10 protein-coding genes and 1 pseudogene are annotated in these 14239 nt (G+C 61.4%); 1 reads left to right on the forward strand and 10 read right to left on the reverse strand.

The features are described 5' to 3' along the window. Positions 1 to 7: 7 nt before the first annotated feature. The 6 genes and pseudogenes from glgA to PMI25_RS27595 all read right to left on the reverse strand — a co-directional run bounded on the left by glgA (position 8) and on the right by PMI25_RS27595 (position 7486). Positions 8 to 1594, reverse strand: a complete 1587-nt coding sequence (glgA, locus tag PMI25_RS27570; protein WP_007966283.1) for a glycogen synthase GlgA — start codon at positions 1592 to 1594, stop codon at positions 8 to 10. 585 nt (positions 1595 to 2179) lie between these two features. Beyond that, on the reverse strand, positions 2180 to 3133 hold the full coding sequence (locus PMI25_RS27575; RefSeq protein ID WP_007966284.1) for a D-2-hydroxyacid dehydrogenase family protein: 954 nt from the start codon (positions 3131 to 3133) through the stop codon (positions 2180 to 2182). A 13-nt stretch (positions 3134 to 3146) separates the two neighbouring features. Continuing rightward, positions 3147 to 4199, reverse strand: a complete 1053-nt coding sequence (locus tag PMI25_RS27580) for an alpha/beta fold hydrolase (protein WP_007966286.1) — start codon at positions 4197 to 4199, stop codon at positions 3147 to 3149. Positions 4200 to 4285: 86 nt separating this feature from the next. Continuing rightward, positions 4286 to 4719: pseudogene (locus PMI25_RS27585) on the reverse strand (YqaA family protein). Next, on the reverse strand, positions 4719 to 5165 hold the full coding sequence (locus PMI25_RS27590) for a DUF411 domain-containing protein (protein ID WP_007966290.1): 447 nt from the start codon (positions 5163 to 5165) through the stop codon (positions 4719 to 4721). Before PMI25_RS27590 ends, PMI25_RS27585 begins: the two are co-directional and overlap by 1 nt. A gap of 329 nt (positions 5166 to 5494) precedes the next feature. After that, a complete protein-coding gene (locus PMI25_RS27595; RefSeq protein WP_007966293.1) occupies positions 5495 to 7486 on the reverse strand; it encodes a methyl-accepting chemotaxis protein in 1992 nt (663 codons plus the stop codon). Positions 7487 to 7867: 381 nt separating this feature from the next. On the opposite strand from PMI25_RS27595, the gene PMI25_RS27600 reads away from it, so the two are divergent. After that, positions 7868 to 8395 carry a hypothetical protein gene (locus PMI25_RS27600; protein ID WP_007966295.1) on the forward strand — a complete coding sequence of 176 codons (528 nt, stop codon included), beginning with the start codon at positions 7868 to 7870 and terminating at the stop codon, positions 8393 to 8395. Positions 8396 to 8443: 48 nt separating this feature from the next. Here PMI25_RS27600 and PMI25_RS27605 read toward each other — a convergent pair whose 3' ends face one another. Genes PMI25_RS27605 through PMI25_RS27620 form a run of 4 tightly spaced genes read right to left on the reverse strand, consistent with a single transcriptional unit; the run spans position 8444 to position 14239 of the window. Beyond that, a complete protein-coding gene (locus PMI25_RS27605) occupies positions 8444 to 9367 on the reverse strand; it encodes a GNAT family N-acetyltransferase (protein ID WP_007966297.1) in 924 nt (307 codons plus the stop codon). Beyond that, entirely contained in the window at positions 9367 to 10656 is a 1290-nt protein-coding gene (locus tag PMI25_RS27610) for a phenylacetate--CoA ligase family protein (protein WP_007966299.1), read from the reverse strand. The genes PMI25_RS27605 and PMI25_RS27610 overlap by 1 nt, the downstream gene beginning before the upstream one ends. A 48-nt stretch (positions 10657 to 10704) precedes the next feature. Beyond that, positions 10705 to 13107 carry an aldehyde dehydrogenase family protein gene (locus tag PMI25_RS27615; RefSeq protein WP_024164508.1) on the reverse strand — a complete coding sequence of 801 codons (2403 nt, stop codon included), beginning with the start codon at positions 13105 to 13107 and terminating at the stop codon, positions 10705 to 10707. Between the two features lies 1 nt (position 13108). Beyond that, the gene (locus PMI25_RS27620) at positions 13109 to 14239 is read right to left on the reverse strand and encodes a LuxE/PaaK family acyltransferase (protein ID WP_007961859.1); all 1131 of its coding nucleotides are present in this window, start codon (positions 14237 to 14239) and stop codon (positions 13109 to 13111) included.

Below are 14239 nucleotides of genomic sequence, written 5' to 3' on the forward strand. Positions count from 1 at the left end.
CCCTGAGTTATTTGTGGCCGGCTTTACCCAGCGCCTTGGCGACCAGTTGTTCGTAGAGTTCGGCATACGGTTCGACCGCTTTGCACCAGTTGAACGGCGCGGCCATCGCTCGGCAGCGCATGGCGTTGAGCAGTTCGGGGAAGGCGAATACCTTGAACGCGCGGCTCAGGGCTTCGCGGTAACTCTCGACAGTGGATTCGTCGAAGAGAAACCCGGTGACGCCGTTTTCGATGGTGTCGGCCAGACCGCCGGTATTGCGCGCCACCGGCAACGAGCCGAAGCGCTGGGCGTACATCTGGCTCAGGCCGCAGGGTTCATAACGCGACGGCATCAGCAGGAAATCGCTGCCGGCGAACATGCGCCGGGCGTCGGTCTCATTGAAGCCGATGCGTACACCGATCTGCCCGGGAAAGCGCAGCGCCAGTTCACGCATGGCCTGTTCTTCTTCCGGCTCGCCACGGCCGATGATTGCGATCTGGCCGCCGTTCTGCACGATGTATTCGGACACGGCTTCAGTCAGGTCCAGGCCTTTCTGATAGACCAGACGCGAGACCACGGCGAACAGCGGGCCGCTGGAATCCTTCAAGCCAAACAGTTCACGCACATGGGCGGCGTTGACCGCTTTGCCTTCCCAGTCGCCGATGGCGAACGGCGCGAACAGGTGCGGATCAGTGGCCGCGTCCCAGCTCTCATCGATGCCGTTGGGGATGCCGCTGAGCAAGCCTTGCTGGGTCTTGGCGGCGAGAAAACCGTCGAGACCGCAGCCGAAATCCGGGGTGGTGATTTCCTGCGCGTAGGTGGCGCTGACGGTGGTGATGTGGCTCGAATAGGCCATGCCGGCCTTGAGGAACGACATCTTGCCGTAGAACTCCATGCCTTCCTGTTGCAGGGCGTGGGTCGGAATACCCAGCTCCGGGCACGAGCCGAGACTGGTCACGCCTTGATAGGCGAGGTTGTGAATGGTGAACAGAGTGGGCGTGCGCTGCCCGCGCCAGTGCATATACGCAGGGGCCAGACCGGCGGGCCAGTCGTGGGCGTGCACCAGATCCGGGCACCAGTGAATTTGTGCGAGGTTGGCGGCGATGTCGGCAGCGGCCAGGCCCAGGCGGGCGAAACGAATATGGTTGTCCGGCCAGTCGCGGCCGTTGTTGGCACCGTACGGCGAGCCTTCACGCTCATACAACTCGGGGCAGATCAGCACGTAGATCACCAGCCCGTCCGGCATGTCCATACGCCCGATCTTGCACGGAGGCAATGCGGCATGCCCGCCGAGTTCGCCGATGATGTGGATCGGGTTCTCGCTGTGCATCACCTGCGGGTAACCGGGGATCAACACGCGCACATCGTGCAGGTGCGCCATGGCGCGGGGCAGGGCGGCGGAGACGTCCCCCAGACCACCGGTCTTCACCAGATCGGCGATTTCCGAGGTGACGAACAACACTTTCTTCTTGTTGGGATTCTGGCTGGCGACCGGCGTCAGCGTTTTGGTGCCCGGGACGTTGATCGACCGGCTGCCGGGAAGACTCAATGTGCTCGCTTCGCCTGATGACTGCTGAGCACGCTCTCCCTGAATATCCAATGCCGCACTGATCATGTGAATCTCCCGTGTCGTTGATCTGTTTCTTGTCTGGAACAAGCCATATCCATGGCCAAATCCTGTGGCCGGGCGCAAACGCGCCACGCATCGGTGAGCAAACGCTACCCAACACGCGCAAGCAGAATGGGTGAAGTGGCCGTTGCAAGGATTACACCAGTCGCGTTGCCCCTGCCTTTCTGATGACCCGTCGCTTCACGCAAAAGTTTCGACTTTTTTTGCGTGCGGTGACCGACTGGTCTGACCCCGCGAAAATCAGTCTAGGCCAGATCCTAGAGCGGGCGAGGGCAAATGGGTAAATTGTTCGACAATCGGTTTGCGGGCGGCGAAAGACGTGGTGTGCAGGGCGGAACGCACCGACGAAGTGCAGGTTTTTTTGTTTGGAGGGGCTAAAACGGTGACTGGGCGGTCACGATTCTGTGCTAGCGGGGAGAGCGGGCGCACTGTTGTGGTGCGGGCAGTTTGTTGCTTTCGTGTCTGCTGATGTACCTCTGTAGGAGCTGCCGGAGGCTGCGATCTTTTGTAAAAACAAGATTAAAAGATCGTCCGATCGCGGCCCGAGCCTCCGGCAGCTCCTACATGGGATCAGTTGAGGATTCGGATTGGGTTATCTGCCGCCCAACCCTGAATATCCTCGATCATCTGCGCGAAGAACTGCGCATAGTTCTGCCGACTCACATACCCCACGTGCGGCGTGGCCAGCACATTGTCCAGGGTGCGGAACGGATGCAATTCAGGCAGCGGCTCCTGATCGAACACATCCAGCGCCGCGCCGGCGATCTTCTGTTTCTGCAACGCCTTGATCAGCGCCGCTTCATCGACGATCGGCCCGCGGGCGGTGTTGACCAGCAGTGCGGTGGGTTTCATCCAGTTCAGCGCTTGTGCATCGACCAGCCCGCGGCTGCGCTCGCTGAGCACCAGATGCACCGATAGCACGTCAGCCTGTTCGAACAGTTGCTGCTTGCTGACCCAGGTCACGCCGGCTGCTTCAGCGCGTTCAGCGGTGAGGTTTTCGCTCCAGGCAATCACGCGCATGCCAAACACCTGACCGAATTGCGCGACCTTCTGGCCGATGCTGCCCAGACCGAGAATGCCCAAGGTCTTGCCGTGCAAATCACCGCCCAGCCCTTGCTGCCAGTCGCCGGCGCGCAGGGAGTTGGCTTCACTCAGCAGATTGCGCGTGGCGGCCATGATCAGCGCCCAGGTCAGCTCCGGCGCCGCGTGTTTGTAGCTGTCCGTGCCGCAGACATTGATCCCGAGGCTGGCGGCGGCCTGCATGTCCAGCGCGGCGTTACGCATGCCGCCGGTGACCAGCAGTTTGAGATTGGGCAGGCGCTGCAGCAGGTCCTGATCGAAACGCGTGCGCTCGCGCATCACGCAGATCACCTGGTACTGGCCCAGTCGTTCTGCCAGCGTGGCATTGTCCGCCGGGTAGTCATGCACAAACGTCACTTCGCCGATGCTGTCGAGCACCGACCAGTCGACCACGTCCCGTGCCACGTCCTGCCAGTCATCGATCACTGCAATCTGCACCGCCATCAGCCTTACCTCATCAACGAACGGGATTGGGGTTGTTCAGCCAGCCGAGCAAGGCCTGGTGAAACTTCGCCGGTTCTTCCATCTGCGGCGCATGGCCCATGCCGGGGAATTCCACCAGCGTCGACTGTGGAATCAGCTGGGCGACCTGCTTGCCGAGCACCTCATAGTGGCCGATTTTCGCCTTGACCTCGGGTGACGCGAGATCCTTGCCGATGGCCGTGGTGTCCGAAGTGCCGATCAACAGCAGGGTCGGCATCTTCAGGTCCTTGAACTCGTAATACACCGGCTGGGTGAAGATCATGTCGTAGATCAGCGCCGAGTTCCACGCCACCTGGGTTTTGCCCGGGCCGTTGCTCAGGCCGGCGAGCATATCGACCCAGCGGTCGAATTCGGGTTTCCAGCGTCCGTCGTAATAGGTGTTGCGCTCGTAGTCGCGAATGCCTTGGGCGGTGACTTTCAGTTCGCGCTGATACCACTGATCCACGGTGCGATACGGCACGCCGAGCGCTTTCCAGTCTTCCAGGCCGATCGGGTTGACCAGCGCCAGTTGGTCGACCTGATCCGGAAACAGCAGCGCGTAGCGAGTGGCAAGCATGCCGCCGGTGGAGTGGCCGAGCAGGGTGGCTTTCTGAATGCCGAGGGCCTTGAGCAGCTGTTGGGTGTTGGTCGCCAGTTGCTGGAAGCTGTACTGATAGTGATCGGGTTTGCTGGAGGTGCAGAAGCCGATCTGATCCGGCGCGACGACGCGGTAACCGGCCTCGCTCAAGGCTTTGATCGAACTGTCCCAGGTGGCGGCGCAAAAGTTCTTGCCGTGCATCAGCACCATGGTGCGCCCGTTGGCCTTGCCGTGGGCGGCGACGTCCATGTAGCCCATCTGCAGGGATTTACCCTGGGACTGAAAGGCAAAGTGCTTGAGCGTGTAGGGGTATTGGAAACCTTGCAGCTCCGGGCCATAGGTCTGGCCTTCGGCGGGTGCAGCTTCGGTGGGCGCGGCAGCGTGGGCGAACAGTGGCAGCGCAGCAGTCAGGAACAGGCCGGGCAGCCAGCGGGACAGCGTGACGGACATAAGGGCAAACTCCATGGAAATCGGCCGATGCTGGAACGCCCGGATTAGGGCGACGTTAACCACAGGCAACGCCATGGCCGGAATGTTCAACCGAGCCAGCCCAGGGTCAGCATTGCCACCACGGCATAACGCGCAGCTTTGGCCAGCGTGACGATCAGCAGAAAGCGCCCCAGCGGCTCGCGCATGACGCCGGCGATCAGGGTCAGCGGATCGCCGATCACCGGCAGCCAACTCAATAGCAGCGACCAGTGACCATAGCGCTCGTAGTGTTTGCGCGCAGTGGCCATGTGTTTCGCGCTGACGGGAAACCAACGTCGATCCTGAAAGCGTTCGAGGCCGCGCCCCAGCCACCAGTTGACCAGCGAACCGAGGACGTTGCCCAGCGTCGCCACGCCCAGCAGGCCCCAGAGCCAGTAACGGTCGCTGGCGATCAGCCCGACCAACAGCGCTTCGGACTGCAGCGGCAACAGCGTCGCTGCGCCGAACGCGCGGCGAACAGCCCGATGTAACCGGCAGCCATCAGTGCGCCGGGTAGTCCGCCACCACCACATCCGTGCCGTCCTTCTTCAGGCCGATCACTTGATAGGCATCGCTCATGCCGTCCATTTCCATGCCCGGCGAACCCATGGGCATGCCCGGTGCGGCCACGCCCAGCAGATCGTCGCGTTTGCTCAGCGCCAGCACTTGTTCAGCCGGCACATGGCCTTCGACGAACTTGCCGTTGATCAGCGCGGTGTGGCACGAGCCCAGGCGCGGAGGCACGCCGTGTTGCTGCTTGAAGCTGCTCATGTCGGTTTCGACGTGGTCTTCGACTTTGAAACCGTTGGCTTCGAGGTGACTGATCCATTTTTTGCAGCAGCCACAGTTGGCGTCGCGGTGGACTTCGATCGGGATCAGATCGGCGGCCTGGGCCAGGGAGGACAGGAGCAGGGCGCTGAGGGCGGCCAGTCTCAGGGAGGTTCGCATAATGGATTCTCGGCTCGGATGACGATCAATAAAGGAAAGCATTTTGACCGGATTATCCTGCCCGGCATCAACGGAGTGTTTCAAGTTGATACAAGGCAGGCCGGCAGGATGATCATGGATCAAGCCTGACAGCCTGCTGAGCGAGAGATTACAAATCTGTCAGGCAGAATGGAGATGCGCTCTGTGGCGAGGGAGCTTGCTCCCGCTCGGCTGCGCAGCAGTCGCCAATCGGCCAATTTCGGCTTCCTGTTTATTGCGGTGTCAGAGTTGGGGCCGCTTCGCGACCCAGCGGGAGCAAGCTCCCTCGCCACAATAGACTGGTAGGGGAATCACCGGACCTTGAAGCGTCCCATGATCGCGCTCACCCGGTTGTTGGCTTCAAGCAGTTGGCGGGTGTTGAGTTCGCTGGCCTGGCCGCTGTGCACCAGTTCTTCGACCATGTGGCGGATCTGCACCATGCTGCGGTTGATCTCTTCGGTCACTGCACTCTGCTGTTCGGCAGCGGTGGCGATCTGCGTGCTGAGGCTGTTGATGTGGCTGACCGAACCGGCCATTTCATCCAGACCCGAGTTGACCCGCGCCGTGGCGTCGGCGGCGGACTGGCAGCTGGCCTGGGTGTTTTCCATGGCGCTGACCGAGGAACTCACGCCTTGCGTCAGGCGCGTGAGCATCTCGTTGATTTCCGAGGTGCTGGCCTGAGTGCGGGCGGCGAGGGCGCGGACTTCGTCGGCGACCACGGCAAAGCCGCGACCCTGTTCACCGGCCCGAGCGGCTTCGATGGCGGCATTGAGCGCCAGCAGGTTGGTCTGCCCGGCAATTGCACCGATCACCCCGAGAATCTCGGTGATGCGTTGTGCGTCCTGCTGCATGTTCTCGACTTTTTTGGTGGCGCTGGCCACTTCGTCGATCAAGGCCACCACGCTGTTGGTCGCTTCACCGACCACGACCCGCGAGCGGTCGGCGTTTTCGTTGGCGCGCTGGGTGAACGCTGCGGTTTCAGCGGCGTTCTGCGCAACGCTTTCCGCCGTTGAACTCATTTCGGTGATGGCGATAACGGTCTGATCGGTTTCCGAAGCATGGCGCAGCAGAATCTGGCTGGTGTTGGTCGACGTGCGCTGCAGGTCATCGAGGCTTGAGGCCATGGCGCCGGTGGCCTGGGTGACTTCACCGATCATGTTTTGCAGGTAGGCAATGAAGGTGTTGACCGAGTGACCGATGGCGCCCAGCTCGTCTTCGGCACGGATGGTGATGCGCCGGGTCAGGTCGGCATCGCCGCTGGACAGCAAGTCGATGTTGGCTTTCAGCGCTTTCATCCGCGACACCAGTTGGCGAATCGCATACACCTGCAACAACACCAGCAGGATCACCAGCGGAATCTGCAACAGGCTCAGGCTGCTGAGCACGTCGTCACGCTGGGCGGTGAGCATTTTTGTTGGCAGGGCGGTGGCGAGAAACCACGGCGTGCCTTCGATCGGGCGCATGAAGAAGGTGCTGGCTTCGCCATTGTTGTCGAACTCGACGCGTTGCGCCTGATCGCGGTTCTGCAGGCCGGCCTTGACCTGACTGGCGAAGGTCGAACCGGCGGCGAGTTCGCTGATGTTCTTCAGCACGATCGGGCCGCTGATACGCGAGCTGTTGCTGATGATCTTGCCGTCGGCCTCGACGATCAGCATTTCGGCGTTAAGGTCTTTTTCCTTGCGCGCCACCAGATCGTTGAAGAAACCCAGCGTCACGTCGATGGTCGACACGCCCCAGGCCGCACCGTTTTTCTGAATCGCCATGGCGCAGTTGGTGCGCGGCTCGGCACTCGCATCATCTTTATAGGCCGCAGCCCAGGCACATTGGCCGCGCGGAGTCTGCATGCCGCCCTTGTACCAGCTCTGATCGTAGTAGTTGGGCGCCGCGTCGCTGTTCCAGAAGGTGTTCACCGCCAGTTTGCCCGAGGCATCGCGGTGCCAGAAGGTGCTGAACTTGTTGCGCCCGGCCTCACGCTGGCCCGGCAGTGGCCAGATCCCCCCACCGAAGACTTTCAGCTCGCCGTACTGATCCACCAATCCCGGCAATACCGTGTCGATGGCCGCACTGTCGAGCAGCGGAATGGTCTGGGTGATGCTGCGCTGCTGCGCCTGGACTTTGTTCAACTCGCCCTGGATCTGTTCGGCAACTTCGGCAATCCGGTTGAGCACCACTTGTTCTTCGGTATGCCGCAGCTTGGGCGCGACCAATTGGCTGATACCGACCACGGTCAATACCGACAGCAGCAGGATGAACAGAACCAGAAATAACGTGTAGCGAGCCTGAATGGTGCGGAATGCGGGCATGGATACCGGTCCTTGAGCTGCGATTCTTATTGTGGGGTCGAGGGAAAAACGGCGGGGTCACACCAGCGTATCGTCGGTGAACGGCGAAGCTTTAGGTACTTTCGTGCAAGAAAACGTCGGGCTGACAGAAGGGGCGTATCGACCTCGATACAAATGAATTAACCGGCACATCAATCGGCGTAAAAAGGCAATCGGCAGCCATCGTCAAACTGCCATGAAACCGCGAGACAGTGAGCTTCTGAGGGTTTGTATCGAGAATGTACAGAAATTGTAAGCGACTGCACTAAAAGGGTTGGTGCCATCACTGGGCCGGTAGATACTTCGCGGCATTCGAGTAGTCCAGCAAGGACATTTCATGGTTATTTCACAGGGAGTCTTCTCATGACGATCGGCATTGTCGGCGGCTGGGAGAGCAAGGCAGGGGTGCTGGTTCGTAATACGGGCGCGAAAAAGCAGGTGAGTCAGAGCGTCAAGGTGCAGCAGATGCTGACCATGGTCGGCAATGATCCGAACGCGATCAACACCGCGGAAATGGACAAGCAGGGCCTGCGCAAGAACATCAAGGGCTTCGATCCGTCGAACACCTCGGTAAAGCAACTGGGCAATCTGAGCGTGTTCCTGCGCAGCCGCGGACTGATCTCCGAGATCACCTCGTTCACTCTGCTCAATGCCGGCGACAAGTTCGACCGCTTCGGCGTGACCAAAGACGTTGATGCCAAATTCAATGCGCTTGAGTATTTCGCGACCCAGCTCGACGCGATCCAGAACAATGGCCTCAATGGCAATGCCTACGGCAAGAACCTGATCCCTGAATACAAAAAGGCGATCTACGTGCTGCAGAACCTGAAAACCTACGGTGAAGGCAACGCGCCGAAGCCGGTGGACCAAGGCGTCAAAGCCAAGGCCTGAGCCCGTCACCCACGGCCCACCCATTGATTGGGTGGGCCGTTTTCGTTTTTAGTCTTGATACCGTTCGCCGGCCTGCTGCGCCTGATCCTGCAGATGCTGCATGTGTGGACAGTGCAGGTTCAGCGCGGAGGTCTGGTAGCCACGATGAAACAGTGCCAGCCAGCCGTTGCTGTAGTCATCGGGGACAACCCCGGTGAAAGCGAAGCCGGCATCGGCAAGTTTGTGCAGCGCGCTGGAAAACCCTTGGGCGAGTCTGAGTCTGATCGAAATCAGCCAGTGCGCCGGCAGTTGTCCCAACTGGTTGAGCAGGTTGTCATCGAGGGCCTTGAGCAGCAGGTCATAGCGCCCTGATACGTGATCGAAGCGGATCTTCGGGCCTTTCCATGGCACGGTATTGTCGGTGGTACCAAACACCGCCTCCAGACGCGACATCAGCTCGCGGCAATCCTGCGGCCAGGCGAGTGCCGGCAGCGGGCGCTGATGACCGTCGATGCTGCAGTGACCCACAACAATCGTCTCCCGCCCTGTTCCATCGAACGGCGAAGGCGCGTAATCGGGCAACAGACCACAGCTGTGAAACCCCAGACCGGCGGCCATGCGCTGCGTATAGGGGTGGTGCGTGACCTGTTTGATCGTCACGCCTCGGCAATCCAGCGCCTGGGCATGAATCAGCAGCTGCTGGCCCAGCTGGGTGGCGATGTTTTGCCCGCGGGCTTCCGGGTGTACCACGGTCAGTGCCAGCTCCGCCAGTGCGGTTCGGCCAGATTGGCGAAACAACGTGGCGTGCCCGCAGATATGCTCGTTTACCACTGCCACCAGCGAGTGCCAGCGACCGTCACTGTGGTTCTGGCTGATCATCCAGGGCAGATACACGTGGGGTTGAGGATAATGAACACCGTAGATTTCTTCGAACAGGCGGCTGACTGCCGGCGCATCGGCGACGCGATAGCGGCGGATGATTGTCGTGTCCATCACGCTTGTCCCTGCTGCGGATGCTCGTAAACCCGTCGATCCACGACCCGCTGATGTTTGCCGGAGCGTGGATGACAGGTCAGTTCATCGTTGGCACAGGCGATCACGTTCAGCTCCAGCAATTGATCGAGCTGCAGCTTCTCGATCAGCGGGTATTGGTCGATCAGCGCACGGCGCAGGGTCGAGCTTGCCTGGCTGATGTCAGGTGTTCGCGTGCAAGGTACCCACTTGAGGCTCAGCAGATCTTTGCTTGCTCGCTGTTCGATGAGCAGTTGCCAGTCATCGCTGGTGGCGACCTTGCGCACCAGCTCGCCGATGTCACCGGTATCCAGACTCAACACGCTCACCCGCACGCGCTGGCTATTCATGCTGCGGCCCATCAGGGCGAACTTGCGCATCGGCGTCCCCGGCGGTTCACGCCAGCAGGCGAGGTCGCCGACCGGGTAGCGGATCACCGGCATCAGGCGCCGGGTGAGGTTGGTCAGAACCAGCCTGCCGTTACGGTTGCACTCTTCGATGACGTCACCGCTCATCTCATCGATGATCTCCAACACGCTGTGCCGCTCCAGCATCCGGTGTTCGCCCAGGCTGCAATCGCGGGTGCTGACACCGATCAGTCCGGCATCGACGCTGGCGTAGCCGATAGAGGCAATGCGTGCGTTCGGGAACACCCGCTGGAGCGTTTGCAGCTGGGCGGCAAACAGGCTCTCGCCGCCGTAGAGCAGGGTTTCGACGCCCTCCAGGATCCGTGACTGGCGTTCCAGCCAGGCGGCGAATTTGAGCATTTGCGCCGGCAGACCGGCCAGCACATTGATCCGGTACGCAATGATCGACTCGGCCAGTACGGCGCTGTCGACGGCCCCGGTGAAGGGAAATTCGCTGACGGGGCTCTGGACATGTGCCAGCGCGTCGTGGAGAAAAATGAAGCTGGCATACAGGTCGCCGACGAAGAACAGATTGGCGACCCGGTCGCCGGGATTCAGTTGCGCCGTGAGGTGGCTGCCGAAATCGCGCACCAGGGTGTGCCATTCTGCGCGGGTGAACAGCGAGAGTTTTCCAGAGCCAGTGGTGCCCCCGGTCTTGAAGACCATCGCGCCTTCCAGCGGGCCTGACAACACTGGCCATCGGTGCGGATTCTGACTGTCACGCCAGTATTGTTCAGGGTCGATCAGGGGCAGTTCGGTCAAAGCGCTGATGGGGGCCGCGACATTTTTGAAGTGTTCGCGGCAATAGGCCGAATGATGGCGGGTGTAACCGAGCAAATCGTTCAATTCAATGAGCGTGTTCATGATTTTTTCTTGTATGAATGGCGATGGGCCGCGTGCAGGTAGCTGCTGTCAGCGGCGCGTATCAATCAGTAGGGGCGTCTTGCCGCTGTGCCGGTTTCGGGCGAACTGCTCGACGGCGCAATGCTCGACATCCAGCGTGAGCAAACCGGTCTGCACCAGCGTGATCAGCGTCGAATAGTTCTGCAGTCGTCGGTGGGCTTCGGCCGGTTCCAGAGGACAGCGCAGTCGCATGCGTTCCAGGCCGTCAGGGCCGTGATCGAGGACCAGCTGAAACGGCGCTTGCAGGTGCTGCGCCAGTGTCGCCAGTGAAATGAAATCGGTGCCGATGCGCAGCAGCTTGCCGTGGCGTTGCAGCAGTTCGAAGCGCGGCGACGTCAGGCCGCAGGCACACGGGCCGGGGAGCCAGCGTCCGCTGTCGCCAATGTCATAGCGCTGCACGGACTGGCCTTGGCGTGCTCGAGTGGTCACCAGCAGTCGACCGGGCTCGCCGTCACTGACCGGCGTGTCCTGAGCGAAATCGACGATCTGCAGATGCTGGATTTCGCTCATCAGGTGAAAGACGCCATCAGGCGTGGCATGGCACGCATGACCAATGGGACCGGCGTCGACGCTGCCGTAAATCGCCGAACGGATCAGGCTCACGCCGCAGCTGTGCAGCAAATCGCGGGTGGGTTGACTGAGGTGTTCGCCGCCGAGAAAGACTTTTTCGATGCCGCCATAGCGCCGCAGCGTTTGCTGTTCGTTGAGAAACAACCGATGCAGGGTGGCGGGCATCCCGATCAACACGCTGATCTGCTGTTGCTCGATCATCTGCGCTATCTCCCGGTAATCGTCATCTGCCGGCGCGCCCATTGGCCAGTGCCGGGCCTGCAGTTGCTCCAGCACCTTGGCAAAACTGGAGAAGCCGCCGTATAGGCCGCCACTGAAGAACAGGTTCATCACACGATCCCGCGCCGGTTCCAGGCCGGCCGCCAGCAAGCCATCGGCGGCCGCCTGCATCTGGCGCTGGAAGTCGTGGTGACTGAAACCCGAAAGCGCCGGCGTGCCGCTGCTGCCTCCGGAGCGAAAATACAGCTGCGCCTGCGGGTGCGGCGGTCGATCGATGAAGGCTGTCTTGTCCATGATCGGCACCCCGGCCAGCGCGGGTGGCGATGGCTGGCGATCCAGCGTGGCGTGACGCGCCAGTGAATTCGGCGTCAGGCTGACCGACACTCGACGGCTCAGGCGCTGCAAGGCATAGACGCCGTCATGGGGTTCGCCGTCGTAGCCATCGTGAATGGCGTCGAGCGGGGTAATACGGGTGACACCGGCGGCGATCAGGGTTTGCGCCAGTTCGGTGATCTGCGCCTCAGGGCACAACAAGGCACAGCTTTGCAGGACGTTGCGCCAGGGCAGCAACGTAGCGCTGAGCAGCTCGCGGGGCAGGGGCTTGAGCAGCAGGCTGCGAAACAGCGCCGACGGTTCGAGCTGGCGGTCATGGCTCCAGATCACACGCCAGCCCGGCGCGCTCCAGACCCGACCGGTCTTCCCGGAAAAACTCTGGGCCAGCTGCGCCATTGCCGTGCAGGTGGTGATTTGCGAAGCCTCTTCAAGCGTGGGGGTGAGGGCCGGCCATCGCCCGGCGCGGCGTTCGAATGCGGTGGCCAGTTGAGCGCCAATCTCGCTCAGCACGGCGGCATCATCACTGTCCACCAGCAGCCATTGCGGGCTGGAGCAGGCTTGCTGATCGAGGCGGCAGACTTCATCAACGATGGCATCGAGCACGGCGGGGCAGACCGCGTCCGGGGTCAGATAGGCGAAGCTGATGCGATGCCCCCAGTCGATCCAGCGACATCCTGGCGGCACGTGTTGGCGAATGGCCTGCAGCGCGGTTTCGCCACCCCACGCCGCGACACCGTTGGCGTGTCTGCACAGCTGAGCGATTTGTCCGGTGCTCGCCGGCAGGACTGCGACATAACCCTTGAGTTGACCGCTCGGATCGCATGCGAGCAACGCCTGGAGCAAGCGCGCGGTGAGGCCACCGTCGCTGCTGCTGGGGCGCAGCCAGTTGACGTTGCCGCTCAGCAGACTCTCGATTACCGCACAAAACGCCAGCAGTGGCGCGTTCGCGGGCGTGATGTGTACCACCAGGCCCAATGGGCTCCAGCGCTCAAAGCGTGACTGGCGATAGTCGATGCGCCGCAGCGAATCAGGTTGCAGGCCGAGCTCGCGATCAAGCTTGGCTTGCAGCGCGGCAGGCTGGCAGAAATCGATCAGCGCCGGGCGTTGCCCGACATCAAGCGGCACGCCCGCTGCGTGCTGTTGCAGGTGGGTGGCGAAGGCTTCGGCGGCTGCAAGCAGCGTAGCGGTTTCAAGGGGCGTCTGCAGATGTTGTGGCAACTCCACGTGAAGTTGCTGCAAGGCGCTGTCGAGGTCGCACTCGGTGTGCAGTTGTCCGTTGATCAAGTACATATCAGTGCCTCCCCAGCAGTTCGGAGGCAGCCATGGCGCAGCTCCTCGCGGCGGCGGTGCCGGCGCGGCCATGCAGTTGGAACCAGTCGCTTGCCAGGCCGCAGTCGCAACTGGCGGCGGGATGCAGCGTGGCGAGGTCACTCATGACCACCGCATGCGCCGGACTGGAGGAAATGTAGGGTGAAACCAGATTCAGCAGTCCGCATTGCCCATAGGGCAGGACCGAAAAGTCCACGGCGCTGCGCACGTAGACTTTCGAATATACCGGCACGTGAAAGCGGTGGTGGGCACACTCGATGTAAGGCACCGCGTGCTCGACGGCGCCATAACCATCGCGACAGTCCCGGGTACTGATGCCCAGTTGCTGCTGGATCCGCGCGTACAGCTGTTGCTTGGGGACTTCTTCGGAGGTGCGGGTTTTCCAGCCGCCGCCGAAAAATGCCAATGATCCTGCTGGCAGTTGCACATCCTGCACAGCCGTGGCGCGCATGCGTTGCAGGGTTTCCCAGAGAAACGCCGGGAAGCCGAAAATACGCACCGGCAGACCTTCTTCGGCAAACGCCTGCAGAGCCGCGATGACCCCGAATAGATCGAACTGGTGGCTGTCACCATTGCGTCGCAAGGCGTAAATCACCCGGTTGGCGGGGGCAAAGCCGCACAGGAACTGATCGGTAAAGGACGTGCCCAGGGTATTGCACGGCTCAGGCTCGTAGCTCAGCAGCAGATAGTTGCAAGGTGTATGCGGTGTGATCCAGCCGTACTGTGCGAATATCCGCTCGACCATGTATTGCGCTGCGCCGAGGCTGCGCGCGTCATACCGCATGCGGCTCTTCTGCCCGCTGGTGCCGGAGGACGTCAGTTCCAGAGCGTCCTCGCCCGTCGGGCTGAGCAGCAAATGTTGCTTGAAGAAATTGGCGAAAATCGGTGGCAGTTGCGACCAGTCGTCCAGCGTGTCGAGATCATCGACATCGACCGAGTGGGCCTTCAGCCAATGGCCGTAACCGGGCGTGTGGCGAGCGTGGAACCGGGTGATTTCGCTCATGGCCTGATTGAACAGCCCCGCGGGTACGGAGTCCGGGCAATAGGGTTGCGACAATGCGCAGAGCGCATCGCCATGGGGAAATAAATTCAT

Source organism: Pseudomonas sp. GM30, assembly GCF_000282275.2.
Taxonomy (GTDB): Bacteria; Pseudomonadota; Gammaproteobacteria; order Pseudomonadales; family Pseudomonadaceae; genus Aquipseudomonas.

Bases quoted from the DNA above. Each gene is read 5' to 3' on its own strand.
- glgA (WP_007966283.1), bottom strand. From the start codon at position 1,594: ATGATCAGTGCGGCATTGGATATTCAGGGAGAGCGTGCTCAGCAGTCA.
- PMI25_RS27575 (WP_007966284.1), bottom strand. From the start codon at position 3,133: ATGGCGGTGCAGATTGCAGTGATCGATGACTGGCAGGACGTGGCACGG.
- PMI25_RS27580 (WP_007966286.1), bottom strand. From the start codon at position 4,199: ATGTCCGTCACGCTGTCCCGCTGGCTGCCCGGCCTGTTCCTGACTGCT.
- PMI25_RS27590 (WP_007966290.1), bottom strand. From the start codon at position 5,165: ATGCGAACCTCCCTGAGACTGGCCGCCCTCAGCGCCCTGCTCCTGTCC.
- PMI25_RS27595 (WP_007966293.1), bottom strand. From the start codon at position 7,486: ATGCCCGCATTCCGCACCATTCAGGCTCGCTACACGTTATTTCTGGTT.
- PMI25_RS27600 (WP_007966295.1), top strand. From the start codon at position 7,868: ATGACGATCGGCATTGTCGGCGGCTGGGAGAGCAAGGCAGGGGTGCTG.
- PMI25_RS27605 (WP_007966297.1), bottom strand. From the start codon at position 9,367: ATGGACACGACAATCATCCGCCGCTATCGCGTCGCCGATGCGCCGGCA.
- PMI25_RS27610 (WP_007966299.1), bottom strand. From the start codon at position 10,656: ATGAACACGCTCATTGAATTGAACGATTTGCTCGGTTACACCCGCCAT.
- PMI25_RS27615 (WP_024164508.1), bottom strand. From the start codon at position 13,107: ATGTACTTGATCAACGGACAACTGCACACCGAGTGCGACCTCGACAGC.
- PMI25_RS27620 (WP_007961859.1), bottom strand. From the start codon at position 14,239: ATGAATTTATTTCCCCATGGCGATGCGCTCTGCGCATTGTCGCAACCC.